Consider the following 24168-nt stretch of genomic DNA (forward strand, 5'->3'; position numbering starts at 1 on the left):
TTATGTCCCAGCCTCTTTCTTTAATTTTTACCCCGCGTAATTAAACAATGGGCCACGCAATTCAAATTCATACGTTTCGCCGTCGACGATGCCGACGATTGCGTCACTTTCGATTAACTGGTGCAGGAAGCCTGCCATTTCAGCCGCCGTATGATATTTCTTAACGTTCTTGCTGTAGTCGAACCCTACTTCCCCGCGCGAACGATCGGCGAACTCTGTCTCGGTCGCAGCTGGTGCGAGCACTTTCGCCCGGAGTTTTGCGCCGCCTTTTTGCAGTTCTTGCGCGAGTCCTTCCGTATAGGCACTGACATAGAACTTCGTCGCGCAATACGTGACCGCGTTCGGTACAATCCGGTAGCCGCCAGCTGACGAGATATTGACGAGCGTCGTTCCTTCGACATCATGATGGTCGCGGACGAACAGACTCGACAAAATCGTCAGTGCCTCGATGTTCAAGCGGAGCATCTTTTCGATTTTCCCGAGATCGATGTCCTGGACGAGATCAAAATCACCAAACCCAGCATTATTGATCCATGTTTCAATTTCAAGTTCATTTAAGCCTTCATAAAGATCATGAACGTTTTGGTTATCAGAAAGGTCGATCGACTTGAGGATGACATCACTGTCTGGTGAAATCTGTTTGACTTCATCCCGAAGTTTTTCGAGTTCAGACGTCCGGCGCGCGACGAGGACGAGTGACCTTCCTTTTCCTGCGAGTAGTTTTGCCGTCTCATACCCAATTCCTGAACTTGCTCCTGTAATGACCGTGTACTTCATCTAGCATATCCCCTTTTCGATTTGGTATAGTCAGAGTCTAATCCTTAGAGTGAACTCTAAGTCAAGTAGAAAGGTGAGATTCATGTATACGATTTCTGAAATCAGTCGACTGACGATGACGAGTGCCCATACGATTCACTATTATGAGAAAGAAGGATTACTGTTTCCGAAGCGCCAGAATGGTCAACGACGTTATGACGACCAAGACGTGACGTGGCTTCGATTTGTCCTCCGCTTACGTGAAACGCATATGCCGATCGAGCAAATCCGTACGTATGTGTCACTGTTTCTTGCTCACGGCGAGCAGGATACGACCCTCGAACGCCTTGCGTTGCTTGAAGCACACCATGCAAACGTCTTAGCTCAACTGGCAGCATTACAAGAAACGGAGCGAATGATCGCAGAAAAAGTCGACACCTATCGTCGCCTCCATCCTACGATTCCCGCTCCTGATGTCATTCAATCCTCTGAGAACGCTTCCGTCAACTGACGAATGACGCTTTCGCGTTCGTCAGTCGTCAATGCAAGAAAACTATCGCCGATATTGATTTCCGTTGCGCAGCCTTTTTCTTTCTCGACAAGATAGCCGGCGATACCAACTTTTCCGTGCAACTGGATTTCAATCAATTTTTCCTCGACGACTGCTTTATCTGCCTCAAAGTAAAGATGAAACATGTTTGAGACCGGCTCAAGGGGACGAGTCGAGATGCCTGGTATCGCATTCAAGCTGCTCGCTAGTGCTTTTGCGGCTACATAGTNNCTCCGCCATCCGGTCTTTTCGTTGTTCATAATAATGATCCGCGGATAGAATATACGGATAGAGACTAATCAAATCACCGCCATAGCGACGTTTCCAGATGCGAGCCTCGCGACAAAATGCTTCCGGTCCGGCTAAGATCGCTCCTGCGACGCCGCCAAGACCTTTATAAAAAGAGATATAGACACTGTCAAATAACTCTGCGATTTCTTTTGCCGATGCCTCATAGTACGGTAAGATTTCAAGTAGGCGTGCCCCATCCAAGTGCAGACGGATTCCTTGTTCCCGTGCATATGCACAAATGATTTCAAGTTCCTCACGCGACGGAAGCAGTCCGCCGAGTTCGCGTTGTGGCAGTTCGAGTAACAGGCAGCTGACGTCCGGCAAGGCTTTGACGTCGTCTATCGTCATTAAGCGATCGACTTCTCCGACTAGTACTGGTTTAATCCCGTGTAATTCCTTCAACCCATCCTGCTCATGAATCTCGAGGTGACAAAGGGGATGGTAGGCGACCTTACGATTATTCCGTTCATCAGACCAGATCCGTAACGCAATTTGTTGCGCCATCGTACCGCTCGGAAAAAAGATCGCATCGTCGTGCCCGAGTAAGTCTGCTATCTTACGTTCGAACGTTTTAATCAATTCGCCGTTTCCATACATATCGCTTGGTTGATCGGCAGAAACGATTTGCAACGCTTCTTGTAATATTCCGATGGTTCGACTTCCGTGTCCGTCCAATCGTTTTGTCGCTTTTTGGTAACTCGATCGTAAATCCATACTATTCATTCCTTTCTCAATCAATGACTATTTTTTGAAAAAATCAAAATATTCCATCTCCACTTTTGCTATACTGTGTAGCGAACGTCTGTTAGTCGTACTCGTCAAAGGAGGTGTCCCTATTGTGCAAACGCTCCGCACTCGCCTGTTGCTTCTTATTTCAATCGTCTGTCTTCTACTGCTTGCCATTCAACAATTCGTCCCGACATTCTATACATCACTGCTTGGACGAATCGATCCAGCAACAAATACATACTGCATAGATCGCTGTGGTCCGAAAGCATCGATGTTTAGTGCAGTCGAGGAAGGAACCTCATACGGCGGAGACGGAAGTACTGTCACGATTAGTGAAGCCGATCCTCCTACTCCTTGGTTCCGGACCGGGTTTGACTCTTCGGTGACGACACCTCCTTATCTTCTCATCTTATGTCTCGTTCTCCTGTTTTGTAGCTGGTTTTTATGGCACTATCTCCAGTGGTTGCGTCGTCCGCGACTTGATGCATCGGGTCATGTACTTCCACCACGCTTCCCGATTTTCGTTTATGAGACAAAAGACCTGCCTGCTGACACGATTCGAAAACAACTCGTTCGTTTTAATGAGCAACTTCCGTTTTCATTACAGCGCAGGACACATGAGACCGTGACGGAATGGTTCGACCGAATCGCTTTTCCATCACCTGTTGATCCGCTTTATTTTGAAGTGCGGTACGGAAAGGTACCCGTCATCTCCACTCATCAACTGACCTTCTTCGTCCAAGCTATGGAACAATATTTAAAGAAATGCCATGTCCAGTCTTCGATTTCTTGAATTATTCTCTCCTTCCGCCCTGCTCATTGAAGCTTGGCGTTTTTTTTTGCGGAGTTTAAGAGGATTTCTTGAAAATAGATTTTGGATGATTTCAAAAATCGAATTGACTTTTTTTCAAAATCAGACGATTAGTTACCAGAAAAATGGGTAATATAGACTATAGTAGAGAAAGAGTTGATTTACCAGGAGAGTGAGGTGAGAAAAGTTGATTAGTGCACAAGAAGCCTATTACATTAAGAAGGAATTGAATGAAAAATTCGAGGATCCACGGATTTCCTGTGATTTTTCAATCTTTTCGCTTGAACCGTTTCAACTTCTCTTGCACGTACAGGAAGATGTTGATGAGCTCAGTACTGAATTACGATATGGCTTAAGCCGTAAGATTCGTTCCCAGCTCACACAACTTAATGCGCGTGTCGGTGGTGAACCTGTCAGGACGGTTTATGTCATATCGGCGCCTCTCATTTCCGATCGATCGTATTGCGTCATCCTACAATGAAAATCCCCCGTGTGAGAAGCAAACACTCACGCGGGGGATTTTATCGTATTCACCCTGCCAAGTCCCCAATCTGATTCCGTCCGTTCTCTTTCGCTCGATACAGTGCTTGATCGGCTTGGTCGATGATTTCCTTCTCTGTCGTCTGTGCTTCGGGTACAAGTGACGTCAAGCCAAGACTGACGCTGACCCGGCAAAGGGGTTCGTACTGCTCGTGTGTGATGTTCAAATCAAGAATGTCCTGTCGAATCCGTTCTGCGATATGACGGGTTTCTTCTATGCCACGCGTCAGTAAAACCGTGAACTCCTCTCCTCCGTATCGTGCGACTTGTCCATGCCGAGCCTGCCGTTTTATGACGCGAGCCACTTCCTTCAAACATTCATCCCCTTTTAAGTGACCATACGTGTCATTGTAGGACTTGAAGGCATCGACATCAATCAGTATTAAGGAGAGCGGTGTCCGCCCTTGTTTGGCTTCTTCGAGAAGCTTCTCCAATCGTTCATCGAACGCTCGCCGATTCGGGATGCCAGTCAATGCATCATGCAAGGAACGATGAATCAAGACTTGTTTGCTGCGTTCCATTCGAAACGTCTGGATGAAGGCAATCAAAACAAGAACAGCGATGCTCGCGACGACAACGATGACCCATTTCGCAGCACTCGATGCTTGCTCGGAACGTTGTGTTGCTTCCGCAATGATTCGGTTGACGTCTGTCCGCAAACGGGCATCAACCGGTCGGAACGTTTCGATGAACTGCATTCCTTGATATCGTCTTGCCTCTGCTGAAGCTCTGTCACCGTCCTTGACGAGTTCAAATTGCGTGTCGTAAAACTGCGTCGCCGTCTCGATACGGGGAATTGCCTCCGTCCGAACGAGTTTTCGCATGATGGGATGGTTCGCATCGAGCCGGTTCAGCCGCGTGATCGTTTGATCCAGCTGATTAATCGTCCGTTCATACTGTGCTAGATCCGTTTTGTTCGGTGAAAGGATGTAACNNCTCCGGACACTGAGTTCTAAATTCAACAACGCTGGAAACAGTTCTGCTGCTTCCGTCGAGATTGGAATAGCTTCTTTTAAGATACGGGCGTTTTCTCGTTCGATTTTTAGGAAAGCTTGATAGCTCCAAACACTTGTAAATAAAAGCGCACAGAGTGCCAAAAACAAATACCGTTGCAACGTTGACCATTTCACAAGAAGACCGACCTTTCTTTCTCTATCTACTTGACTAAAGTCTATTTCTTCTATCAGTATCTTGAAGTCAAACAATTAGTCATTTGTATGAAATAATGCCCGTTGCTGACACAATCCAAACGCTTCCCGACCGCTCAATCGGTTAAGGATGTGTTTTCCAGCTGTTCTTGCGACTGACGTCGTCTTAATGCCCTCTCGGTCACGTCGTTATTCTTCCACCAAGCGACGAACAAACCGATTACCCCAACCAGACCGGTCACGAACCGTTCGACGTCATTCGATGACACCGGTAAAGCGGTAAATCCGAGCGTCGGTAAGAACAACTCTAGAAAGACATAGAGCGGTATCATGAGGCGGAGCCATGCTTGAAAACGAATCATGGCGACACCGGAAAGAGACGACGCCATGTTTGCGGTCCAACAATCCCGTCAACCACAAGTCGAGATGTCTGCTGGAACGCTTGGATGGCTCGCGTCAAACGTATATCAAAGATGCCTGTCACCATCAGACCCAATCGCTTCTCAATCGCTCGGACGAGTTCCGGTGCTTGAATTCGTTCGCGTAGATAGTGTCCTGGTTTTGGCACGTGATGCCGCGCAAGACTGACATGATCGTACAATTCAAAATGTGGATAATCGGGAAAACGGGACCAATCGCCTCCCCAGTCCATTCCGCGCCGTTTCATTGCCGCAACGATTCGGCGAAGTCGCGCGTCCGGTGGAGAAAGAAATAATGCACCGTCTTCGTAAAGGAACACGTCAATTGCAACACCAAAATTATGGTTTGATTGTCCACCACGGGCTTGCGTCACGATCGGTCCTTGGGTCGTCCGTCCTTTTGCGTATAACGCGTTCTGTTCCGCAATGCTCCGAAAACTTTGGGCTATACCGAGTTTGATTCCATGCGGATAAAGCTCTTGAATCACGTCACGGGCAATCCGGACGACCGACGGATGCATGCCGGGAACGGTTAGTTTTTGATTCGCGCGTCGCAGTAATTCTTCTAGTTGCATCAGGCTCCCTCCCTAGTCAATGTATGTAATAAAGCAGCAATCTCGTCATCGTCAGGAATGACTTGTCGTTCCTGTTGTTTTGCTTCGTAAGCGCGTTGTGCTTTTTTTTCACGTTCTACCCAATTCGGTAATTGAAATAATGAGTTGTTCCTTCTCGAACGTTTGGTTACTTGTTTCGGACGTTCTGTCGCGGATCCGGTTGCAAGACGCTTAACGACCTGTTCAATGTAACCGAAATGACGACTGTTCGCCCGTCCCGCTTCTTCAATTGCGTACTGGATTCGCTCGATTGGATGTTCGTTCGCAAGCAACAGCAACTCTTGTTCGATTCGTGGTGACGCCTTTCCGAGATTCGACTCATACTGTTGCACCAGTTCCTTTTTTAAAGACGTCTTCTTCAAGACTTCTTCTTCGGAGTCAGCAGAAGTCTCGGGGGCAGTCGTCTCGTGACTCGCCGGGGATGGCGTATCGACACGGGGCAGGACACGATAAGCATTCGAGGTCTGTCCTCCGTGTTTCGTGAACCGTTCGACTTTCTCGATCCGACCACTTGCGATCAAGGACTGGATACACGACTTGACTGTCGATTTACTGCACGGAACAGCATCGGCAATCGTCTGATAGGACGGAAACGCTTGACCATCTTGACCGCTGAAGCTTTCAAGGATCAGGTAGATCATTTTTTCATGGACGGACGCGAATGCCGTCCCGCTCCGTAAGAGCGTATGGGGAACCGGAAGATATGGAGCTTGCATGGTGATTCCTCCTTTCTAGGAAATATGACAGGAAGAAATCGAGGATTGTTCGAAAAGAGTGAAGAAGATATTTTTTGAGAGGAGTGACAGGATGAACGAACTATTCACCTATTATCTACAAGAACTTGATCGCTATCATCCGGAGGGGTTGATTCATCATCTCGATCATGACACGTGGTCGATTAGTCAAATGTACGATCATTTGATCGTCGTCAGTCATGAGTATTTGGATGAAGTCGAGTCGTGCCGGTTCGCACCCGTGACCACGTCCGGGAAGTCACCGTTCGGCGAACAGTTATTTGCTGTCGGTGCATTTCCGGCGACACCGATCCGGTTACCGGATGCGATGAACGCCCCACCGAACGAGACGGATCAGGTTGAACAATTACGGACACGTTGGTTGCAGCTGATTGATCGTCACGTAACGCTCGCAACGAGTGCTCAGTCGACACCTGTTGATCAAAAGACGCAACACGGTGGGATGGGCTGGTTGAACGCTGCCGAGTGGTATGCCCTCGTCTCGTACCATCTCGCGCATCACCGGAATCAAAAACGACGACTCGACGCTGCGCTAGCCAAGTGAACAGGAAAAAGCGCTCTCCGCATGCGAAGAGCGCTTCGATTCATTTTAAGACATCCCAATTCGAAAAGTGTCGTGCCTCAAGATCGAGTTGTTGTTCCTCAATCCAGCGGAATGCTTCAAGTACGAGCGGTGACGCATTGTCGATTGAAACTTCACTCGCCTTGACCCAACGCGCACCGAGTGAGTCTTGTCCGACGAATTGCTCGGGAATGCCAAGCGTTCCACCGGTCTGTCGAACGAGATAAAAGACGGCGATATGATGGACTTCATCGAACTCTCGCCAGTCCCACGGGAGCTTGAAGTCAGCGACGCCGATCTGTCGTTCGAGTGCTACCTCAAGCCCTGTCTCTTCCGTAAACTCACGACGCATCGCCGTAGCGAGCGTCTCCCCTTCTTCTAGGCTACCCCCTGGTAAATCATAGCGATTGATATACGGTCCACCATTTTTATCAATGACGAGTAAAGCATCCTCTTTCATTAATAAGCCATAGACTCCAAATGCACGATGACAACGAATCGTTTTCATTCATCATACCTCCCTTCACTTCTCTTTTACATTTTTTATTTTTTATCACAATGACACTTAAACATATTGATATCTAAAGAACGCGGTAATGCGGTTAGCTTTATATTAATCGTTACAAAATCAGTATAAAGTCTAACGTAATAGTTCGTATCTCATCATACACTTTACATAGATCACTAAATGAAAAGTCATATGGAAAGAAGGATTGCTACCATGAATCCCCCGAAGTTAAGTGTTTTTTTACTAAAGTCATGCCTATTTGTACTATCTCTTGGTCTACTGGGTTTAGCGGGCTATGCAATCCCTACATTGCTGAACGGAATCAAGAGTTCAATCATTTTTGAAAAACCAGGATATGTCGTATTGATCGTTGCTTATATTGCTCTTATACCGCTAATGACTTCTATTTTTCACGGTTTCCGCATTTTGAGCGTCTTTACAAAAAGGCAGGACACGGCTATTCGTATTTCTTCATCGTCGAATAGCATTAAAAAGGCATTCCTCGTGATTGCTGTTTTAGCGGTTTCTATTCTCCCTGTATTCTTTTATATAGGTCAGTTAGACGATGCTCCTGGATTAGTGCTTGTAGGAATAAGTATCGTCATCATCCCACTAGCCATCAGTGCCTTTTTTAATTGCATGCAATACATGATGAAGAAACATATTGTTACTTCATGAATGAATCGTTAACAGATGAACGAATGTCCCTTAACACGGCTTGAATTCGGTACTTTACCGGACTCAAGCCGTTTGTTCATTGTTTAAAGTACGCTTGGATCACAAACGAACGTTCAGCGACTTCCATAACGTTACGTAGACGACGATACTCTCACTACAGGATATTTCAATGAACTATATCGAATTACTCTACTAAGACGTGACAAACAGGTGGACCCCTAGCTTTAATGATAGGATCAAGAGAGTCAACGTATAGACTGACTCAAACGTCTTGAAACAAAAGGGAACAGACTAAATGCGTAATATCGCGGTTTTTTTTATTGGGTATCCTTTCCATCATTCCTATTCATGACGGTCGGGATGAAAGCATCTAAATAGCCGTCAAACGGCTAGAATTCGAGACTATAGTTGTCGTATGTATAAGCGGCTGCGTTAGGACATATCCATCCCACGAATAGTGCGGACGTCCGTCAAGTTTCCGTGCCTCAATCATAAGACGTTTTATTTTTACTTCATCCCTCCCTTTTCCTGAAGCTTTCTTATTTTACCAAATGCTTTCAATCGAGCAAGGCTTTTCCTGAATCTTTAACATTTTGAGTCTCTCTCGTTGACATCCCTTATCAAACTGCTATCGTGAAAGTATCATACTCAAGGATGTGGAACTCATGTTCATTGCCGAGTTGTTATTGAATGCCTGTATCGCCTTCACCGGCTTTTATTTGATCGCTAAAATCATCTATAGTCAACGCCTCGCATCGAGCAGAATGAAGTCCCTCATCGTTGGTCTTGCGACCGGACTACTCGGTGTGCTATTGATGTTCAAAGGAATTGCCGTCAACGAATCGTTACGGATGGACTTACGTCATTTACCGCTCGTCCTGCTCGCTTTTTATGGCGTTCGTTCGCCTCTCATCATTGCGACACTGATCATCGGCTGTTCTCGATTTTACTTCGGCTGGACCCCGCAATCAATCGTCGCCTTTCTCGCAGTCCTCGGCATCAGCACCGGGATGTACTTCATTCATAAGCGGTTACTCCATCGACCGCTCTTGCAAAACCTGATCATGAACGTCTGGTCCTTGTTCATGATCTCGATCGCTGTCTCGATCAATCTCGGCTTCAGTGACGCCGCTCTTCGTTTACTTGCTTCAACGTGGACGATCGGACTTGCAGTTGGACTGTTATCGAGTCTCTTGACGATCGACTTTCAGTTGCTCAACGAACAGGTCCAGCGTTATAAACAATCAGCAGAACTCGATCACTTGACAGGACTGTACAATCGGCGTGTCTGGGACGAACAGACGGCATTGCTTGAAGCAGAAGGACGCGTCTACAATGTGCTCGCGCTCGATATCGATCATTTCAAGCATGTCAACGATACGTACGGTCATGCGAACGGTGATCTCGTCTTGCAACAGTTCGCACGGATCTTACAGGAGGAGACACGTCCGCATGATATCACTGCTCGAATTGGCGGCGAGGAATTCATGGTCCTCATCTATGATCTCACGCCTCCAAAAGTCATGAAAGTCGCTAACCGGATTCGAGAACGGATCGCGAACACACACTTTCAGCTTGACGGATCCCCGTCGATTGCCATCACGGCATCCGTCGGGATCGCTCACGGGAAACATATCGCCATTCAACGAATGAATATTCTTGCGGACGACGCATTATATGCCTCAAAGGAACAAGGACGAAATCGTGTCATTCTGTATGAAACGGATGGCGAGGCAGCCGTCACGACAAACGAACGGGAACCGGTTCGCTCATAAGAAAGGAGTACTCGCCTATGTTAGAGCGAATGAATTAGAGCGAATGAAACAGATCGCTAAACGGATGAAGCAACAATTATCTGTCCTCTCTTATGCAATCGAACATCCTCGTTTACCTCGTCATATCAAATGGGGAATCATCGCCTTGATCGCCTATACTGTCAGTCCGATCGACTTGATACCAGATTTTTTGCCCGTCATCGGCCTTCTCGACGATCTCTTACTCGTTCCACTCGGTATCTACTTCATCATCCGTTCGATTCCTAAAGAGATCTTGACACAAGCACAACGACGACTTGAACAACAAGGAACGCGTTCCTTTCCATTGCTCCGACGTTATGGTCTAGCGTTCGTATTAGGTTGTTGGGGCATTGGTATCGGTCTTGTGATATGGTGGACAGTGTAAAAAAAACCAAATCCATCCACAAGGAGTAGTTCAATGAAAAATGAGTTTGAGTTCATGACAACGGCGGAAGCAATTCTATTCGTCAGTTCCTTTTTCATGTGGCTTTACATTGGTCGTCATTTCGTCATGATCACGACGTTCGACGACTTATTTTTGACGCACTCTTGGTGGTTACTACTTCCGGTCATCACCTTCATCCTATTCTTACGCTCGTTCGTCGTGCGGCGCTTGATTCTCCATCATAGTCAAGAAGATGAGGACTTGTCACGCGAAGCATAATCCATGCAAAAGAGGAGCTATCCTGCACCGGATAGCTCCTCTTTTTTTACGTTTGATCAATGCGACGAAACTGTAAGCCGCGTGCTTTCCAGTTCGGCAAGAGTTCACGAAGCGCTTCAATCGTCTGCACAGGTGCTTGTGGGTCCGCGCCGAACGTATCCCCGTTATCGTGGAGCAAGATGATATCTCCTTCTGACACATTCGATAGTAGCCTCTTGATTTTTACTGTCCCGCCTTCTACCTTCCAGTCTTCCGCCATCTTCGACCAGAGAATCATCTTGTAAGCGGTTGGACAGAGGACATCTCCGGCATTGAGTGCACCCCACGGTGGACGATAGACCGTCGGACGTTCACCGGTGATCCGTTCAATGATCATAGCCGTCCGCTCGATTCCTGCCCGGACCGTCGACGGTCGCATCGACCAGTTCGGTCGATGGACGTAATTGTGGATACCGAGTTGATGCCCCTCGTCGTGTATCCGGCGAATGAGGTCCGGATGTGCTTCTGCTTTATGACCAACGACAAAAAACGTCGCCTGAATGCCTTCTTGTTTTAAGAGATCAAGCAGTTCTGCCGTATAGACGGGATCTGGACCATCATCGAACGTCAAGGAGACGTATCGTGAGTTCAGTGATTTTGTCACGCGCCACCCAAAGACGCGTGACGCCACGTACGGGACGACCGTATAAGCGATTGTCGCGAGAATTCCTGCTGTGATAAGACGTGAACGCATAGAAACTAACTCCCTTTTATTCATTTACTTTTCGGCGACGGTCTTGCAAGCAACCCGCAATCCGTGCCGCGAAGAACCGCTGATCGGCCATGACGCGATCATTTTGATACACTGTGACTGCTTGTTGCCAAGCATGCATGACGTCTGGGTTCTCAAGCGTCCGACGGATGACGTCCGCAAGTTTATCCGTTTGATGAAATGCGAACGCAAGTCCTTTCTCCATCAAATACGTACGATTGATCTCTTCTTGTCCCGGTAGGACGTGCTGAATGAACAACGGTACACGTTTTTCGAATGCTTCACTGACCGTCACGCCACCCGGTTTCGTGACGATCGCATCCATTCGTTCATACAACTGATTCATCTCATCCCGTGAATCGATATAGGTGAGCGGATGGATATGTGGATGACGTCGCGAAGCTAGTCGTTTATACAATTTTTGGTTCTTCCCACATAAGACATGGAAATCTGCTTCTGGACACTGTTCGATCTGCGTCAGTAAGGTCTCGAGTTGACCTAGTCCACCGTTTCCGCCTGCGACAAGAATTTGTTTGCGTGACTGCGTCGAGCGAAAAATGGAACCGCCAGCGATTGCTGGATGGACGGGGATACCTGTCACGAACAAGCGCTCAATGGGTACAGCATGATGCTCGTGCAATTCTTGCCTTGCCTCACGATTCGGCAACAGATGATACTCGATATGCGTCTTTCCCCAGACGCGGCTGACGAATAAATCCGTATAGGCATTGATGACCGGTACGTCACAAAGGTTTCGTTCCTTTAATTGATTCAAGAGATAGGAAGGAAACGCATGTGTACAGATGATGACGTCCGGTTGTTCCGTCCGGATGATCCGTAACATCTGTTGTTGGAAATAATGCGATGTCCACCCTGTCGACCGCGCATTGCTCGAACGTCCGGCAATATGCTGGTGATAAAAACGGCTGTAGCCGTTTGAGAAGTGTCGGATCCAGTTCAGGTAAAACTTCGATGTCACCCATTCCGCAAACGGGCTGATCGTACTGAGCAATTCTACTTCCTTGACTTCAACCCCTGGACCTTGCAGTCGTTCGGCGATCGCTTCGGCAACCAGATGATGACCGGATCGCATCCTTAAAAAAGGAAAGATCACTATTTTTTGCATCGTTCGTCCACTCCTTCAAACTGTTCCGACGTTCCTTCAAAAAAAGAAGTAACGTTTAGTCTTCTTTTCCCGCTTCGTTTTTCCCTGAAACGACGCGTTTCTCAAGTCGCTTCCGCTTGAGCCATTTCACGAGCACTCCGAGCAGGAACAATACGAGTAAAGCAAGTCCGAAATACGGTACGACTTCCGGCTTGATATGAAATGTCTTTCCTGCAAAATGACCGAGTAAGACAAAGGGTACGACCCACAGCGCGGAACCGATTGCTGACACAAAAAAGTACCGACCGAAAGAAATCCGCTTCATGCCTGCAAAATATGGATTGATCTGTCGCACCCCCGGAATATAAAGACCGCCGATTATCGTTCGATTGATTCGTTCCATGTAGCCGTTTGACACCCGCTCCCAACGTTCCTTCGTCAATCCGATGAATCGACCGTATCGTAGGACAGTCGGTCCGAAGAAGCGACCTGCTCCATATGCCGTCAGCATACCGACGAACGTCCCAGCATACGCGGTCAAGATCGAATAGATTAAACGTTCTTCGTTTTGACCACTTAAGATGCCGATCAGGACGAGTAAGGACTCTTCCGGTGCTGGAATCCCGACGATGCCAAAAAATAAAAAAATGAAAATAACGCCGTATCCATAGGCATCGAGATACTGATTGACCGTATCCATATTCATGTTGTCACGTCCTCTACTGCTGTCTTTCTGTACTGTTTCAACGTCTTCAGACTATGTATTCGTTCCTGTTGAAGCAATTCCTTTTTTAGAAAAATTAAAACCTGGTTCATTCGAAAATTGACCTGTTCTCGCATCTCTCCTCGTGACAATTCTCAGTCTGTAGGAGATGATGAATAGAGTGAAGTAGATCTCTATAGACAGAAGGAGGATGACAATGAAAGAGACTGAAAAGCTAACGATTCAACCGCTATCGTTCGAGAGCATTCCATTCGTCAACCATGCCAACGATCCATTCCCAATTATCGGACGCATCGTTCCGCAGTTTTCTGGTACCACATGGTCCTATACGGAAGAACTCTATGAAACCGCTACTGAAACCCGTTTCCCTGACGATCGACTCGATTGGACGACATATATCGAAAACGAGAATCGAATCGTCCTCCTCGCCTTTTCCGGCACTTCTTGTATCGGTCACATTCGCCTTGTTCGTGACTGGAACCGTTTCGCCTATATCGAAAACATCGCGGTCAAACAAGCATTTCGTAAACTTGGCGTCGGACACCAATTGCTTGTTGCTGCGACGAAATGGGCACAACAACGCGAGTTGAGTGGTCTGTCACTCGAAGCACAGGACGATAACCTGATTGCTTGCCGTTTTTACGAGCGAGAAGGCTTCGAGCTCGGCGGTGCCGATAGTTTAAAACAATTCGCCAATCCACATATCGATCTGACATTGTATTGGTATAAACTATTTTAAACGTCAGTCGGAAAGGGCTTACCTTCTGTTATCTATCGTAAAGAATAGTTTTATTACCGCGATATTGTTCGCATTCTTGTATGCACTCATTGCTAGGCTTGAGAGGGGTGATCCAACAATATACGGCACTTCCTTCACTGACTTCTTTATGATTGGTCTATTGTTTGCCGGTCCCGCCATTTCGCAAGCATTGTCCTCTATCTGCTCATGCAATCGAATTCGTTTTCGCTCGTTCTCATCTTATTCTATTCTGGTGTAGCGTTGATCTATTTCATCGTCTCCGAGTCGGCGCGAAAGTATCCATCATTCCTCCACTATCTGTTCGGGTGGCTCGGTCGGACCGTCTTCAGCTTTTTTCTGTTTCTCCAATTGTTTGGCTCGATGACGATGATGGTTCCGTTTTTGTCTTACGCGGTGCAGCTCGTCAATGAACAGTTGGATGCTGTCATGCTATTATTCTTCAGCGGTATCGTGATTGCTGACGCTCTGTTAGCTGTCCGCTTCACGAAACGTTCGCTACCGTGGATGAGGCATCTCCTCGTTCATCAAGGTACGGTCTTCGTGTTTGCCGGTGCGTTCATCTTGTTCAGTTCACTTCCCGCGCTATTTTTCATCGGAAACGTAGTCGCTACCTTTTTATATGTAATGATCACCCGTCTATTCATCCTCATGAAGACTGGAAAGGAGGATTACCATGATCCGTCTGTCATTTCGACTTCTGATGAGTAATTGGATTTTTCTGATGGTTTATCAACACCTTCCGTCATCACCACGTCTCATGCCCGATCCGGACGTCGGCTATTATCCAGGTGTCTTCGAGACATTGCTGTCGTTTGTGATCGTCATCACGATTGGTGGCATCCTGACTGACGCGATTCGTTACTTCCGATTTCGCTCACGTCCACTACCTTGGATAACACACCTCCTCCTGAATCAAGGCATCGCTTTATTACTCGGTGGCGTACTGTTACTTGTATTCAAAGGTCTGTTTCAACCGATCTATTTTCAGGCAATCGCGAGTAGCGCCGCTTTCCTCTACTTTTTGATGACGCGTTTGACATTGTTATACAAGAAAGGTTCAGCTGTTTGAAATCAGCCACTTTCTTACATTTTTGTTAGATAAAACAAGATGACCTACGCTTTATACTAAATGTATCGTTTAGTAAAAGGAGACATGCCGCATGTTTCGTCAAAAATCGCTTCTGTATTTACTCATTTTTTTGTCCTTCGGTTTAGCTTTCGATACGATCACAGGATCGTCTCTCGTTCCGTTCGTCGAACCTCTTCATCTCTTGATGACTTCTCTTGCGTTGACGATCACGACCGCCTGTTTGACTTTGTTCTTTCTGCTTTACCACGGCGTTCGTATGCATCTCGAATTACTGATCGTCCTCCCCTTTTTGATTTTGACGAGCGGCATCACGTTCTTCTTCGTCTTCTTGAGCGCAATGACTGTCATTTAACGTCACCAAAAAGCCCGTCTTCTTTAAGGAGACGGGTTTTGATCGGTCATATGTAGATCACGGTTTGGCATGAAGCTCTAGCAACGGATCGGTGTCACTCGGCCAATTGATTTGTCCTGCGTAATGATCCTCAATCGTCGCGACTGGTTCCGAACGTTCGAACCGAGACGGTTGCGTCGACGTCGTACAGACGATCAAGACAGCTAACAGACTGATGATACTAAAACATCGTCGCATCATGATGTATGCTCCTTTTGTCGTTTCTCTTCTCATTTTAAGCAAACCGCGCCACTTCGCCATCCGTCCTCCGCTGTATCTCGTACTCCGCCCATCATAAAAGACCGACTCCACGAGTCGGTCTGACATCATCATCCTTGTTCACCAACGACGGAAAACCGTTCGTTGAGGTGTTGTCCGTTTTCAAGCTCATCCACTACAGCAATAGCGTAATCCGCGTAACTGATGTAGCTCTCCCCTTTTGCATTTAGAATCATCTGCTCACCGCCGACCGAATACGTTCCTGTTCGTTGACCGCTCAGATCAAAGAATCCAGCGGGGCTGAGATACGTCCACGTCACGTCTTGCTGTCCTTGTAGTTCGATCAGATTTTTCCCCATGTTCGAGGCTGTCGGATAATACGCTTCCGGGAAATCCGGTGTTTCCATGACGCGTGTCGAATGACTCTCGTCAACGAATAGGCTTCCTGCTCCACCGACGACGAATAGGCGCGTCTTACTACCTGCTAACAGATTGATCAAGTGACGCCCGACTTCGATATGTTTCGTCTCCTCACCGGGTGCTGCGTTAAACGCATTGACGATTGCGTCAAACTCGTTCAAGTCGTCTTTCGTCAGAGCGAGGACATCGCGCTCGAGAATCGTGACGTTAGCCGTCACTTTTGCCGCATTACGGACGATTGCTGTGACGTCATGCCCGCGCTCGATTGCTTCTTGTAGAATCAATTGCCCTGCTTTTCCTGTTGCACCGATAACTCCAATGTTCATGATGATTCCTCCTTTTGATATGTAACTACTTTGATTACATGTAACCAATATAGTTACAATTGAAGTGTTTGTCAACATTACTGTCTCTATTCCCCGTTTCTTGCCAAATGAATAATACGACGTATAATAAGAGAACACTGTTTTTAAGAAGGAGGGGTCATCCGTTGGCCATCAGTACACGTTTTTCCGTCGGTATCCACATTCTCTCGTTGATTGCGACCGACGAGAAAATGACATCCGACTTGATTGCCGGCAGCGTCAATACGAATCCGGTTGTCATCCGTAAAATCATGAGCATGCTCAAAAAAGCCGATTTGATTGAAGTTCGTCCGGGTGTTGCCGGTGCGCGGCTCGCCCGTCCATTGTCTAGCATCACGCTGCTTGACGTTTATCACGCTGTCGCTGTCGTACCGGACAAGGAATTGTTCGGCGTCCATGCAGCACCGAATCCAGACTGCCCGGTCGGACGAAACATCCAATCGACGGTCACGCCAATCTTCGAGCTTGCACAATCCGCCCTTGAGAAAGTGCTGGCTCATGTCACGCTTGATGATATCGTCAATGAAATCAAACAAAAAGAAGCATCGTCCTCGAAAGGATGATGCTTCTTACTTTAGAAAAACCATTGGTATAGCAAATATCCTCCACCAAGGATTACGACGACTGCAAGCATCTCAAGTCCGCGCATTCCGTCGTTTTGTCCACGAGGTACGGCGCTACCAAGACCTTGATCAACACCATCGCGTAGATGATCGAGTGTTTGTTTCTTTTCTTGTTTGTAGCGAGACAATCGAATAACCCCCTTTTTACATATTGTACCATTATGTCCTTCTCTTGTATGATGATATTAGTTGATTAAATAAAGAGTTCATCATCAGCTGTTGATATTGAAATAGCGAGTTTCAAAAAACGGAATGAGTAAGATTGATTTGTTAATCGATAATCGTGTCCTTCCCTTCTGCTCGTAACCGCTGAAGCGATGCTTTCATCGTCTCAATCTCTTCGTCCGCATGCCGTTCCCACGTTCCGAGTTCAGCGATGATCTTCACAGGTTCAGTCGAACGATACGACCTGGTCGGATTTCCTGGAAATCGTTTGTTCGTCAAATTCGGATCATCTTCATACGCTCCGAGCGGCTCGACGAGGTAGATGTGCTCTGGAGCGTCAGATTGTGAGAGCTCCGCGCCCCACTTCGCTGCATCGAGCGTTGCTGTGAAATAGATATGTTGAAGCGGATGGTCTCGAAAATTCGATGCATGTCCCGGCTTTAATTCGTCACCGATTTGAAGTGTCGCTTTCGTGCCATGGAAAAATGGACCTTCGACTGTTTTCATATACTCGCCTCCTGCCTTGATACATTCAGTATAGACAGTAGATTCATCGAGATGTAGTCTGTTTCAAAATGAAATTTCAAGGTATACTTATAGCAAAAGAAGACAAATTTGTCGTCAGATTGTAAATCGTTTTTCATCTATCCGTCAGGCATGATGGGATTAGTCATTTTATATAGGAGGTCATCCGTTTAACGTGAAGTTCTTTAAAGCTTTAGCGAAAACCGAAGAGGCTGTCTGGATTCCAGAAGCCGAGTGGCAAACCGTTTGTAAGCAAGAAGGATTGACAGTGCCGAATCATCCACAAGAACAAATCGTTGGGCTTGCATATAATAATCAACGCCAGATTGTTGAGGTCACTCGAAACTTACGTCTCCCTTCACTAAGTTATTACGTTACGATTCTTGAACCACCGAATAGTCGATCGCTTGTCTCGAAACGATCCTATTTGACCGTTCTTTATGAAGGTACGAAACAGACGGAAAATACAGAATATGGTACGTTTTCTTTAATTGAAATCAATGTCAGAGAAGAAGGTCTTGGCGAACGTGGTTTGTTGCTCGAGGCTTTGATTCAAGACATTGTGAAAAAATTTAAGTCTTTTGTCATTCGTGGCGACTATGCGACGATCACCTTACAAGGACGCGTCTCTGAGATGTGCTTTACGAAATATGGATTCCAATTGAAGGATTCGTATCTCACGTTATCAAGCGGTATACTTCCTGATCGGATTTGATTCGATCAGGATTTTTTATAGGTATATCGAAATAATGGAAAGTGATGGTTTTTCGCTCAAACTAGTAGCACGAGATATTTTTAATATGGTATGGTGAAACTAGTTCAACAGCAGTACATTCTATATTTAAGAAGTTCTCCAGGACAACAACTACAGAGACATATCCAATGGCATGCCGGCATAAAATTGCGGCCTATCATAATCAACAAATCAAGCGTGCCAACGATTTCTTAAAACACTGGGATCTTTCCCATACGAATCTGGAAGTATTACGTTGCTTACACACGACCTCATGCACGAGTCAGAAGGAAATCGCCGAACGGATCCAAGTGACCGAGGGCACGATTTCACACGGAATCAAACGACTGTTCGACCGGCAACTGATCACGCGTCAACGGAAATGGAAGACGAACTATCTTCTGCTGACGGAAAAAGGAACAGCCATCCTACAAGAAGTGGTGCCCGCCTACGAACGTTTCATCAAGAACAATTCGCCGCTTTGACGGCTCGACAACAAGAAGAATTGATCCGTTTCTTCGATAAGCTCAACCCTGCGTGACGAAAGAGGAGGAAAAAATATGACCTTCACATTCGAATCCTCGATGCAGCACTGGAACGCCATTCAGCGACTCCATGGCCGTTATACGAAAGAAGTCAACGATGTGTTGAAACCAAAAGGGCTCTCAAAGTCCCAATTCGATTTATTGATGACCTTGTATCACCAAGAAAGTGCGACGCAAAAATCACTTGAACGAACGCTTGAACTCTCAAGTGGCGCCATTTCACAAACGGTCAAGAAATTACTTGCTGAACATCTCGTCATCCGGAAACGGATCAATCGAGAAAAGCGGGTTTTGTTGACAGAACAGGGAACGAAGTTGATCCAAACGTCCGCTCCTGAAATCGAGGAAATCGATGATCGTTATTTCCGCGCCTTTACATCAAAGGACCACGAAACGTTTGATCAATTGCTGCATAAGATGCAGAGCGATCATTTTTAAATGCTTCTAGTCGCTAAAACTTTGCAAGTCCTTNNTCTCTCTTCTGCACGGTACAGGAGAGAGAAGGACTCTTTTTGTTGTTCATTGGTAACATCATGTCGCGCGATTTTTTAATCTGACTCAGACATTTGCCACTCCTCTCGAGTCCACCATGCGATCAAGCTCGCCATTAATAAGATGCTTGCCCAGTAAATCAAGAAGGTATTTCCGTTAAAGTATTGACTGTTCATATAGGGCGAAGGCATCGATGTAATACTCGTTAAATAGTCCCCATCAATCGTTCCACGATCTGCAATGACTTGTTGTTTGACCAACACTTGATACTGGCTGAACTGTTCGATTTGATAAAGGATGCCACACACAAGATAGATTGTCGTGCTGGTGGATAGACCAATCAAGGATAAAAAACGTAACTGCGCTTCTCTTATCCATTTCAACATCAGAACGATCCCAATCGGAAAAAGTAACAGAAGCGGAAGAAACCCTAGATTCCCATTACCGCTGATTTGTTGTGGATATACTTGCGTCGAGCGACCCAAGGAGACGAGAATTCCACTAAAGATGCTCAATGCTACTATCAATCGATCTATCTTCACGATTCTCATCCAATCGTTCCCTCCTTTAAAAAATGTTCGTGATCAATATGATTACACTCATTATACAAAAAAGAGATATTCAAGATTTCCTTTTTCAGGAATCAAGGAAATGTGTTATCCGATTTCAATTATCTTTCAATTTCATTTTTTGAATCAATTTCTTTTTAAAATTTTTCTCGATATTCTGACGCCATCGCGTAATAATAGATGAAAAGGAGTGGTCTGACCATGATATTACGTCATATGACACATCGGCATCATATGAAATCCATCGTGACACGCGGAGGATTATCGCCGGCATTCCAAGTCGACGCACCAAAAGGCTTGATCGCATTTGAAGTCGATCCTCCAAGCGAAGCGTACCAAATGCACTTTCATCAATTGAAGAGTGAGTGGCAAGATGGAGATATCGTCACCCTCGAATTCGACGGGGAGAGAATGCAAGCAGCAGGTTTTGAAATTCTGCACTCGAATGAAGATGTCCGCAATCAAGATGCAGAGAGATTAGGGGTATCCATCAAGGAAATTGGCTCGTTTGCATTCATTCATAATTTCGTCTCACTTGATTATCTAATCGAGTCTTCACGCGAGAAAATCTCAGAGTATTATTGATTTAGAGGAGAACCTGTTATCTTTTTTTAAAGATAAGGTAATTACGATACTTTAATACACCTTTAGGGTATCTTTGGATGTATAGAATAAATATTTACTAAGTAAATCATTTTATTGTAATTATCTTTCAGAAACCATTCGAGAGGAACACGAACATGTGGAATACATTGAATCATCTCATCCTCAACGTCGCTTTAAGCTTTTTCTTCGTGCTCATCTCTCTATTCTTTTTTAAGCGGTTTCAATTCCGAAATACGCTCGACAGTTGGCTGAAAAAAAATCTGTTAGTGCTCATTCTTGCAACCGGTGCCGGCTACTGGGTCATTCACAATGCCATCACCTATGAGGGATTTCGTTTCGATTTGTCGATTACTTTAATCGTCATCGCCTTCATCTATGGAGGCATCAGTAGCGGCTTCATTACGACGCTCGTCTTCGCTTCCCTTCAAACGTTTGTTTTTCATTCCAATCATGCATTTTGGCTTGTCGGTACGTATCTAATCGTCAGCATCGTTGTCTTATACTTACAAAATGAAGCACCGGATCGCTTTATCTCGTTTCCGATCATTTTTTCAATCGCACTCATTCTTTGTTTACCATTCGTTCAACATGTTCGTCCGAATGACGTGACGGCGATGACGGTATTTCTCGTCGGAAACGGCTGTGCCGGTCTCCTGCTACACAGTATTCTGCATCAAGTCCGCTGGCACTTCCATCAAGTCCGGATGCATCGGCGTCTCGCCTTGACGGATATGTTGACGGGACTTGATAATAGGCGCCATTTAGAAGAGACGGTCCAACGATATAAATCACAACAGATGAACTTTTCAATCATGATCATCGATGTCGATCATTTCAAACAGGTCAATGATACATACGGTCATGATCGAGGGGATCATATCTTACGACAAATCAGTGCCTTGCTTACGTCCTATTGTCCCCCTTCTTGTGTGCTCGGGCGATTCGGCGGTGAAGAATTCATGATGCTGTTACCGGAATATTCATTGCCTGAGACGCGTCGAATCGCGGAACAAATTTGTGAAGCCAGTGCCACGCGAACGTATGAGTTATCAGCGACGGAACCGCTACAAGTAACGTTATCGATTGGTGCGTCTCGCCAAACCCATCAACCGTCTGAGATCTACAATTTTCTACAGACAATCCAGCAGGCAGACGCTGCCCTCTATCAAGCGAAAAAGAGTGGTCGGAATTGTGTCTTTCATCATGACCCGTTACGATAAAAAAGTGAAATCCCCCTTGTGTAACGCGAAGGGGGATTTCGATATGAACAGGAGGAACGAGCATGGAGATCACGGACGTCTTACGGTTCACTAATCGCGAGGACTTTAGACAGTGGTTATCAGAACACGCGGAACATAAGTCGTTTTGTTGGATAATCCTCAGTCGAAAACAGACAAGAGAAGGTTTACTCTATCTTGATGCCGTCGAGGAGGCACTTTGTTTCGGCTGGATTGATGGAATTGTGAAGAAGACAGCGGACGGTGAACTGGCGCAACGGTTCACCCCGCGTCGAAAGAACAGTAACTGGACCGAACTAAATAAGGAACGGGTCCGTCGCTTAGAACGGCTCGGTTTGATGCAACCGTCCGGACGACAGGTTCTCCCGGATATGCGACCTGATGCGTTCGTTATTGATGACGTAATAAAGACGCGTCTACAAGAAGACCCGGTCGTTCATGAACAGTTTAATGACTTCCCGGAGCTCTATCGACGCATCCGGATTGATACGATTCAAAGTGTACGTAAGGATCCCGCTCTCTATGAAAAACGTCTGCAAACGTTGATTGAAAAAACGAAACTGAATCAGATGTACGGTCAATGGAATGACGGAGGTCGTCTCTTACTCGAAGAGCTTCCGGAGACACAATCCGTTGCTGATTGGTCAGACCGCTAAGAAAATCTCTTCTAACGATTGGCGTGCGATTTACGCCTCGTACACTTTGACATCTTGTTTTGCAAGCGAGATGAGTAAATTCGGAATATCTTCTTTTGACGTTAACTCAAGTCGTGTACATTCATCTGTTTGCGACAAGATTCGAGCGTATTCTGGCAGATGTGATGGCTTTAACCGTGGAACAGTCCGAATATGGATTTGAATTTCCTGCCTCATCGCTTCTTGTAATGACGCAACGGTTCCAGAGCGGACGATTCCACTGGCATGCGCGCGGTACGACGGCCGCTGCGATCATACGTGGGCTTCACCATGATGATGTCCTTGATTTTCTCCCGGAGGTTCCACTAACAAACATTCAGTTGTACGTCGCAACATTACCGCTGGATCAAGCACCCATCCGTCAGCAACGGATTCTAGAAATTTAAGAAAGGAATAGCCTTTCTTTTGAAAGACACCTCCGCTTGCTTTGTTTTATTTTGATAAAATAAATAAAAACAAATGGAGGTGTCTCATGAAACGTATCTTAGTGTTAGCCGTTCTTCTTATTCTAGTCGTCTGCATCATCGTCTTCGAACCGTTCCGTGGTGCGCCGCCAAACCCTGACGTCGAGGCAAACGGAAAGGATGTCCCGACCGTCCAAGGCTCTTATTGTTGGGATAGCTTACTTCGCAGTCAATGTGTCGATAAGACGTACCGTGACGGTCTTGATCTAGCAAAGGAAAAAACGCCAGTTACCGTCTCTGCCGGAGCCCCCATCCGTGTCGAATTATCAGGTGATCTTAAAAGCGTGAAACTGATACAATGGGACGATCAAAAACAAGAGTCTCGCGTCACTTTGAACAATGACCAGTTCAATGCTCCAACAAAGCCTGGTATCTATGCTTATGAACTAAACTCCCGCTGGAAACAAGGAGACGGACAATTTGGATTCTTATTAAACGTTCAGTAATCACAATAACCCCTCTGTCGTCTTATTGCGTCAGAGGGGTTTGCTATCATCCAGTTTGACGGTACAGTTGCAAGATTCCGAGGACAGTCAAGATGAGATGACCGGTTCCGATGAACAAAAAGACCGGACGAATCAATTGATCCTTCGTTTGTCGCGTGATGCCTTCGAAGAAACAACTGACGATGAAGCCGAGGACTAAGATTCCGCCATACATGAAGAGGAACGAGACGAGAAGACCGATGGGACTTGTGTGCGTTAGTGAAGGTGCTAGCCACAAGATACTACCAATGAATACGGCAAGCATGAGGGTACCCAATACAATCCCGATAAGTGGATGGATCGTGTTCAGTCGCCGGATCACATCATGATGTTTGACAAGACGCTCCACTACTGTCATCGCTGACAGACAGGTCAGTAAAAA

General features: G+C 46.2%; 36 protein-coding genes and 1 pseudogene. 21 read left to right on the plus strand and 16 right to left on the minus strand.

Annotated features, from left to right (window positions below):
- Positions 1-27: 27 nt before the first annotated feature.
- Positions 28-777 (minus strand): SDR family NAD(P)-dependent oxidoreductase, encoded by a 750-nt coding sequence (locus B4F99_RS10920; protein WP_290757812.1) that lies wholly within the window; start codon positions 775-777, stop codon positions 28-30.
- Positions 778-859: 82 nt separating this feature from the next.
- Between B4F99_RS10920 and B4F99_RS10925 the strand changes: the two genes are divergently transcribed.
- A complete protein-coding gene (locus B4F99_RS10925) occupies positions 860-1267 on the plus strand; it encodes a MerR family transcriptional regulator (RefSeq protein ID WP_290757815.1) in 408 nt (135 codons plus the stop codon).
- Here B4F99_RS10925 and B4F99_RS10930 read toward each other — a convergent pair.
- Positions 1237-2311 (minus strand): annotated as a pseudogene (locus B4F99_RS10930) (threonine aldolase family protein). The gene B4F99_RS10925 and the pseudogene B4F99_RS10930 overlap by 31 nt on opposite strands.
- A gap of 124 nt (positions 2312-2435) precedes the next feature.
- Here B4F99_RS10930 and B4F99_RS10935 point away from each other — a divergent pair.
- Complete coding sequence (locus B4F99_RS10935) at positions 2436-3119, plus strand: hypothetical protein (RefSeq protein ID WP_290757818.1); 684 nt, start codon at positions 2436-2438, stop codon at positions 3117-3119.
- Positions 3120-3324: 205 nt separating this feature from the next.
- Entirely contained in the window at positions 3325-3618 is a 294-nt protein-coding gene (locus B4F99_RS10940) for a hypothetical protein (protein ID WP_035408158.1), read from the plus strand.
- Between the two features lie 49 nt (positions 3619-3667).
- Here the strand turns inward: B4F99_RS10940 and B4F99_RS10945 are convergent, their stop codons facing one another.
- The 4 genes from B4F99_RS10945 to B4F99_RS10960 all read right to left on the minus strand — a co-directional run bounded on the left by B4F99_RS10945 (position 3668) and on the right by B4F99_RS10960 (position 6574).
- Complete coding sequence (locus tag B4F99_RS10945) at positions 3668-4807, minus strand: GGDEF domain-containing protein (RefSeq protein WP_290757823.1); 1140 nt, start codon at positions 4805-4807, stop codon at positions 3668-3670.
- Between the two features lie 134 nt (positions 4808-4941).
- Entirely contained in the window at positions 4942-5214 is a 273-nt protein-coding gene (locus B4F99_RS10950; RefSeq protein WP_290757826.1) for a phage holin, read from the minus strand.
- Positions 5184-5819: a M15 family metallopeptidase gene (locus tag B4F99_RS10955; protein WP_290750126.1), complete on the minus strand. Its 636-nt coding sequence runs from the start codon at positions 5817-5819 to the stop codon at positions 5184-5186. The genes B4F99_RS10950 and B4F99_RS10955 overlap by 31 nt, the downstream gene beginning before the upstream one ends.
- Positions 5819-6574: a helix-turn-helix domain-containing protein gene (locus B4F99_RS10960; protein WP_290757829.1), complete on the minus strand. Its 756-nt coding sequence runs from the start codon at positions 6572-6574 to the stop codon at positions 5819-5821. The genes B4F99_RS10955 and B4F99_RS10960 overlap by 1 nt, the downstream gene beginning before the upstream one ends.
- Before the next feature lie 91 nt (positions 6575-6665).
- On the opposite strand from B4F99_RS10960, the gene B4F99_RS10965 reads away from it, so the two are divergent.
- A complete protein-coding gene (locus tag B4F99_RS10965; protein ID WP_290757833.1) occupies positions 6666-7157 on the plus strand; it encodes a DinB family protein in 492 nt (163 codons plus the stop codon).
- A 40-nt stretch (positions 7158-7197) separates the two neighbouring features.
- On the opposite strand, the gene B4F99_RS10970 is transcribed toward B4F99_RS10965, so the two are convergent.
- Positions 7198-7683 carry an NUDIX hydrolase gene (locus tag B4F99_RS10970; protein WP_035408170.1) on the minus strand — a complete coding sequence of 162 codons (486 nt, stop codon included), beginning with the start codon at positions 7681-7683 and terminating at the stop codon, positions 7198-7200.
- A 213-nt stretch (positions 7684-7896) separates the two neighbouring features.
- On the opposite strand from B4F99_RS10970, the gene B4F99_RS10975 reads away from it, so the two are divergent.
- The 4 genes from B4F99_RS10975 to B4F99_RS10990 all read left to right on the plus strand — a co-directional run bounded on the left by B4F99_RS10975 (position 7897) and on the right by B4F99_RS10990 (position 10821).
- A complete protein-coding gene (locus B4F99_RS10975; RefSeq protein WP_290757838.1) occupies positions 7897-8361 on the plus strand; it encodes a hypothetical protein in 465 nt (154 codons plus the stop codon).
- A gap of 665 nt (positions 8362-9026) precedes the next feature.
- Positions 9027-10136: a GGDEF domain-containing protein gene (locus tag B4F99_RS10980; RefSeq protein ID WP_290757841.1), complete on the plus strand. Its 1110-nt coding sequence runs from the start codon at positions 9027-9029 to the stop codon at positions 10134-10136.
- A 43-nt stretch (positions 10137-10179) separates the two neighbouring features.
- Positions 10180-10542 (plus strand): YkvA family protein, encoded by a 363-nt coding sequence (locus B4F99_RS15520; RefSeq protein WP_396136379.1) that lies wholly within the window; start codon positions 10180-10182, stop codon positions 10540-10542.
- Positions 10543-10575: 33 nt separating this feature from the next.
- Positions 10576-10821: a hypothetical protein gene (locus B4F99_RS10990; protein WP_290757844.1), complete on the plus strand. Its 246-nt coding sequence runs from the start codon at positions 10576-10578 to the stop codon at positions 10819-10821.
- Positions 10822-10867: 46 nt separating this feature from the next.
- On the opposite strand, the gene B4F99_RS10995 is transcribed toward B4F99_RS10990, so the two are convergent.
- Genes B4F99_RS10995 through B4F99_RS11005 form a run of 3 tightly spaced genes read right to left on the minus strand, consistent with a single transcriptional unit; the run spans position 10868 to position 13383 of the window.
- Positions 10868-11554 carry a polysaccharide deacetylase family protein gene (locus B4F99_RS10995; RefSeq protein WP_214853482.1) on the minus strand — a complete coding sequence of 229 codons (687 nt, stop codon included), beginning with the start codon at positions 11552-11554 and terminating at the stop codon, positions 10868-10870.
- A gap of 16 nt (positions 11555-11570) precedes the next feature.
- The gene (locus tag B4F99_RS11000) at positions 11571-12698 is read right to left on the minus strand and encodes an MGDG synthase family glycosyltransferase (RefSeq protein WP_290757849.1); all 1128 of its coding nucleotides are present in this window, start codon (positions 12696-12698) and stop codon (positions 11571-11573) included.
- Between the two features lie 55 nt (positions 12699-12753).
- Entirely contained in the window at positions 12754-13383 is a 630-nt protein-coding gene (locus B4F99_RS11005; protein WP_290757852.1) for a DedA family protein, read from the minus strand.
- Positions 13384-13597: 214 nt separating this feature from the next.
- Between B4F99_RS11005 and B4F99_RS11010 the strand changes: the two genes are divergently transcribed.
- From B4F99_RS11010 to B4F99_RS11025, 4 genes are all read left to right on the plus strand, one after another.
- Entirely contained in the window at positions 13598-14140 is a 543-nt protein-coding gene (locus B4F99_RS11010) for a GNAT family N-acetyltransferase (RefSeq protein WP_290757855.1), read from the plus strand.
- A 207-nt stretch (positions 14141-14347) separates the two neighbouring features.
- Positions 14348-14869, plus strand: a complete 522-nt coding sequence (locus B4F99_RS11015; protein ID WP_290757858.1) for a hypothetical protein — start codon at positions 14348-14350, stop codon at positions 14867-14869.
- A 13-nt stretch (positions 14870-14882) separates the two neighbouring features.
- Positions 14883-15230 (plus strand): hypothetical protein, encoded by a 348-nt coding sequence (locus tag B4F99_RS11020; RefSeq protein WP_290757861.1) that lies wholly within the window; start codon positions 14883-14885, stop codon positions 15228-15230.
- A 91-nt stretch (positions 15231-15321) separates the two neighbouring features.
- Complete coding sequence (locus B4F99_RS11025; RefSeq protein ID WP_290757864.1) at positions 15322-15603, plus strand: hypothetical protein; 282 nt, start codon at positions 15322-15324, stop codon at positions 15601-15603.
- 57 nt (positions 15604-15660) lie between these two features.
- Here B4F99_RS11025 and B4F99_RS11030 read toward each other — a convergent pair whose 3' ends face one another.
- Both B4F99_RS11030 and B4F99_RS11035 read right to left on the minus strand, forming a co-directional pair.
- A complete protein-coding gene (locus tag B4F99_RS11030) occupies positions 15661-15843 on the minus strand; it encodes a hypothetical protein (protein ID WP_290757867.1) in 183 nt (60 codons plus the stop codon).
- A gap of 128 nt (positions 15844-15971) precedes the next feature.
- Positions 15972-16607 (minus strand): NAD(P)-dependent oxidoreductase, encoded by a 636-nt coding sequence (locus B4F99_RS11035; protein ID WP_290757870.1) that lies wholly within the window; start codon positions 16605-16607, stop codon positions 15972-15974.
- Between the two features lie 164 nt (positions 16608-16771).
- On the opposite strand from B4F99_RS11035, the gene B4F99_RS11040 reads away from it, so the two are divergent.
- Positions 16772-17209 (plus strand): Rrf2 family transcriptional regulator, encoded by a 438-nt coding sequence (locus B4F99_RS11040; RefSeq protein WP_290757874.1) that lies wholly within the window; start codon positions 16772-16774, stop codon positions 17207-17209.
- A gap of 11 nt (positions 17210-17220) precedes the next feature.
- On the opposite strand, the gene B4F99_RS11045 is transcribed toward B4F99_RS11040, so the two are convergent.
- Positions 17221-17397: a hypothetical protein gene (locus tag B4F99_RS11045; protein ID WP_155960154.1), complete on the minus strand. Its 177-nt coding sequence runs from the start codon at positions 17395-17397 to the stop codon at positions 17221-17223.
- A 142-nt stretch (positions 17398-17539) separates the two neighbouring features.
- Positions 17540-17941, minus strand: a complete 402-nt coding sequence (gene arr / locus B4F99_RS11050) for an NAD(+)--rifampin ADP-ribosyltransferase (RefSeq protein WP_290757878.1) — start codon at positions 17939-17941, stop codon at positions 17540-17542.
- A 193-nt stretch (positions 17942-18134) separates the two neighbouring features.
- On the opposite strand from arr, the gene B4F99_RS11055 reads away from it, so the two are divergent.
- The 3 genes from B4F99_RS11055 to B4F99_RS11065 all read left to right on the plus strand — a co-directional run bounded on the left by B4F99_RS11055 (position 18135) and on the right by B4F99_RS11065 (position 19675).
- A complete protein-coding gene (locus B4F99_RS11055; RefSeq protein ID WP_214729939.1) occupies positions 18135-18674 on the plus strand; it encodes a hypothetical protein in 540 nt (179 codons plus the stop codon).
- A 167-nt stretch (positions 18675-18841) separates the two neighbouring features.
- A complete protein-coding gene (locus tag B4F99_RS11060; protein ID WP_214853427.1) occupies positions 18842-19177 on the plus strand; it encodes a MarR family transcriptional regulator in 336 nt (111 codons plus the stop codon).
- A gap of 75 nt (positions 19178-19252) precedes the next feature.
- Positions 19253-19675: a MarR family winged helix-turn-helix transcriptional regulator gene (locus B4F99_RS11065; protein WP_290757885.1), complete on the plus strand. Its 423-nt coding sequence runs from the start codon at positions 19253-19255 to the stop codon at positions 19673-19675.
- Between the two features lie 110 nt (positions 19676-19785).
- Here B4F99_RS11065 and B4F99_RS11070 read toward each other — a convergent pair whose 3' ends face one another.
- Positions 19786-20280, minus strand: coding sequence for a hypothetical protein (locus tag B4F99_RS11070; RefSeq protein ID WP_290757889.1), 495 nt, complete (start codon positions 20278-20280; stop codon positions 19786-19788).
- A gap of 219 nt (positions 20281-20499) precedes the next feature.
- On the opposite strand from B4F99_RS11070, the gene B4F99_RS11075 reads away from it, so the two are divergent.
- From B4F99_RS11075 to B4F99_RS11095, 5 genes are all read left to right on the plus strand, one after another.
- Entirely contained in the window at positions 20500-20883 is a 384-nt protein-coding gene (locus B4F99_RS11075) for a hypothetical protein (RefSeq protein WP_290757892.1), read from the plus strand.
- 155 nt (positions 20884-21038) lie between these two features.
- Entirely contained in the window at positions 21039-22124 is a 1086-nt protein-coding gene (locus B4F99_RS11080) for a GGDEF domain-containing protein (RefSeq protein ID WP_290757895.1), read from the plus strand.
- A 62-nt stretch (positions 22125-22186) separates the two neighbouring features.
- Positions 22187-22798, plus strand: coding sequence for a YdeI/OmpD-associated family protein (locus tag B4F99_RS11085; RefSeq protein ID WP_290757898.1), 612 nt, complete (start codon positions 22187-22189; stop codon positions 22796-22798).
- A gap of 95 nt (positions 22799-22893) precedes the next feature.
- Complete coding sequence (locus tag B4F99_RS11090) at positions 22894-23223, plus strand: hypothetical protein (RefSeq protein ID WP_290757901.1); 330 nt, start codon at positions 22894-22896, stop codon at positions 23221-23223.
- An 86-nt stretch (positions 23224-23309) separates the two neighbouring features.
- Positions 23310-23747: a hypothetical protein gene (locus B4F99_RS11095; RefSeq protein WP_290757904.1), complete on the plus strand. Its 438-nt coding sequence runs from the start codon at positions 23310-23312 to the stop codon at positions 23745-23747.
- Positions 23748-23793: 46 nt separating this feature from the next.
- Here the strand turns inward: B4F99_RS11095 and B4F99_RS11100 are convergent, their stop codons facing one another.
- The gene (locus B4F99_RS11100) at positions 23794-24051 is read right to left on the minus strand and encodes a hypothetical protein (RefSeq protein WP_290757907.1); all 258 of its coding nucleotides are present in this window, start codon (positions 24049-24051) and stop codon (positions 23794-23796) included.
- Between the last annotated feature and the right edge of the window lie 117 nt (positions 24052-24168).

This window comes from Exiguobacterium sp. UBA3491, from assembly GCF_002377745.1.
Classification (GTDB): domain Bacteria; phylum Bacillota; class Bacilli; order Exiguobacteriales; family Exiguobacteriaceae; genus Exiguobacterium_A.

Coding starts and splice junctions, on each gene's coding strand:
- B4F99_RS10920 (WP_290757812.1), bottom strand. CDS start 777: ATGAAGTACACGGTCATTACAGGAGCAAGTTCAGGAATTGGGTATGAG.
- B4F99_RS10925 (WP_290757815.1), top strand. CDS start 860: ATGTATACGATTTCTGAAATCAGTCGACTGACGATGACGAGTGCCCAT.
- B4F99_RS10950 (WP_290757826.1), bottom strand. CDS start 5,214: ATGGCGTCGTCTCTTTCCGGTGTCGCCATGATTCGTTTTCAAGCATGG.
- B4F99_RS10955 (WP_290750126.1), bottom strand. CDS start 5,819: ATGCAACTAGAAGAATTACTGCGACGCGCGAATCAAAAACTAACCGTT.
- B4F99_RS10960 (WP_290757829.1), bottom strand. CDS start 6,574: ATGCAAGCTCCATATCTTCCGGTTCCCCATACGCTCTTACGGAGCGGG.
- B4F99_RS10965 (WP_290757833.1), top strand. CDS start 6,666: ATGAACGAACTATTCACCTATTATCTACAAGAACTTGATCGCTATCAT.
- B4F99_RS10970 (WP_035408170.1), bottom strand. CDS start 7,683: ATGAAAACGATTCGTTGTCATCGTGCATTTGGAGTCTATGGCTTATTA.
- B4F99_RS10975 (WP_290757838.1), top strand. CDS start 7,897: ATGAATCCCCCGAAGTTAAGTGTTTTTTTACTAAAGTCATGCCTATTT.
- B4F99_RS10980 (WP_290757841.1), top strand. CDS start 9,027: ATGTTCATTGCCGAGTTGTTATTGAATGCCTGTATCGCCTTCACCGGC.
- B4F99_RS15520 (WP_396136379.1), top strand. CDS start 10,180: ATGAAACAGATCGCTAAACGGATGAAGCAACAATTATCTGTCCTCTCT.
- B4F99_RS10990 (WP_290757844.1), top strand. CDS start 10,576: ATGAAAAATGAGTTTGAGTTCATGACAACGGCGGAAGCAATTCTATTC.
- B4F99_RS10995 (WP_214853482.1), bottom strand. CDS start 11,554: ATGCGTTCACGTCTTATCACAGCAGGAATTCTCGCGACAATCGCTTAT.
- B4F99_RS11000 (WP_290757849.1), bottom strand. CDS start 12,698: ATGCAAAAAATAGTGATCTTTCCTTTTTTAAGGATGCGATCCGGTCAT.
- B4F99_RS11005 (WP_290757852.1), bottom strand. CDS start 13,383: ATGAATATGGATACGGTCAATCAGTATCTCGATGCCTATGGATACGGC.
- B4F99_RS11010 (WP_290757855.1), top strand. CDS start 13,598: ATGAAAGAGACTGAAAAGCTAACGATTCAACCGCTATCGTTCGAGAGC.
- B4F99_RS11015 (WP_290757858.1), top strand. CDS start 14,348: ATGCAATCGAATTCGTTTTCGCTCGTTCTCATCTTATTCTATTCTGGT.
- B4F99_RS11020 (WP_290757861.1), top strand. CDS start 14,883: ATGGTTTATCAACACCTTCCGTCATCACCACGTCTCATGCCCGATCCG.
- B4F99_RS11025 (WP_290757864.1), top strand. CDS start 15,322: ATGTTTCGTCAAAAATCGCTTCTGTATTTACTCATTTTTTTGTCCTTC.
- B4F99_RS11030 (WP_290757867.1), bottom strand. CDS start 15,843: ATGATGCGACGATGTTTTAGTATCATCAGTCTGTTAGCTGTCTTGATC.
- B4F99_RS11035 (WP_290757870.1), bottom strand. CDS start 16,607: ATGAACATTGGAGTTATCGGTGCAACAGGAAAAGCAGGGCAATTGATT.
- arr (WP_290757878.1), bottom strand. CDS start 17,941: ATGAAAACAGTCGAAGGTCCATTTTTCCATGGCACGAAAGCGACACTT.
- B4F99_RS11060 (WP_214853427.1), top strand. CDS start 18,842: ATGGCATGCCGGCATAAAATTGCGGCCTATCATAATCAACAAATCAAG.
- B4F99_RS11065 (WP_290757885.1), top strand. CDS start 19,253: ATGACCTTCACATTCGAATCCTCGATGCAGCACTGGAACGCCATTCAG.
- B4F99_RS11070 (WP_290757889.1), bottom strand. CDS start 20,280: ATGAGAATCGTGAAGATAGATCGATTGATAGTAGCATTGAGCATCTTT.
- B4F99_RS11075 (WP_290757892.1), top strand. CDS start 20,500: ATGATATTACGTCATATGACACATCGGCATCATATGAAATCCATCGTG.
- B4F99_RS11080 (WP_290757895.1), top strand. CDS start 21,039: ATGTGGAATACATTGAATCATCTCATCCTCAACGTCGCTTTAAGCTTT.
- B4F99_RS11085 (WP_290757898.1), top strand. CDS start 22,187: ATGGAGATCACGGACGTCTTACGGTTCACTAATCGCGAGGACTTTAGA.
- B4F99_RS11095 (WP_290757904.1), top strand. CDS start 23,310: ATGAAACGTATCTTAGTGTTAGCCGTTCTTCTTATTCTAGTCGTCTGC.
- B4F99_RS11100 (WP_290757907.1), bottom strand. CDS start 24,051: ATGCTTGCCGTATTCATTGGTAGTATCTTGTGGCTAGCACCTTCACTA.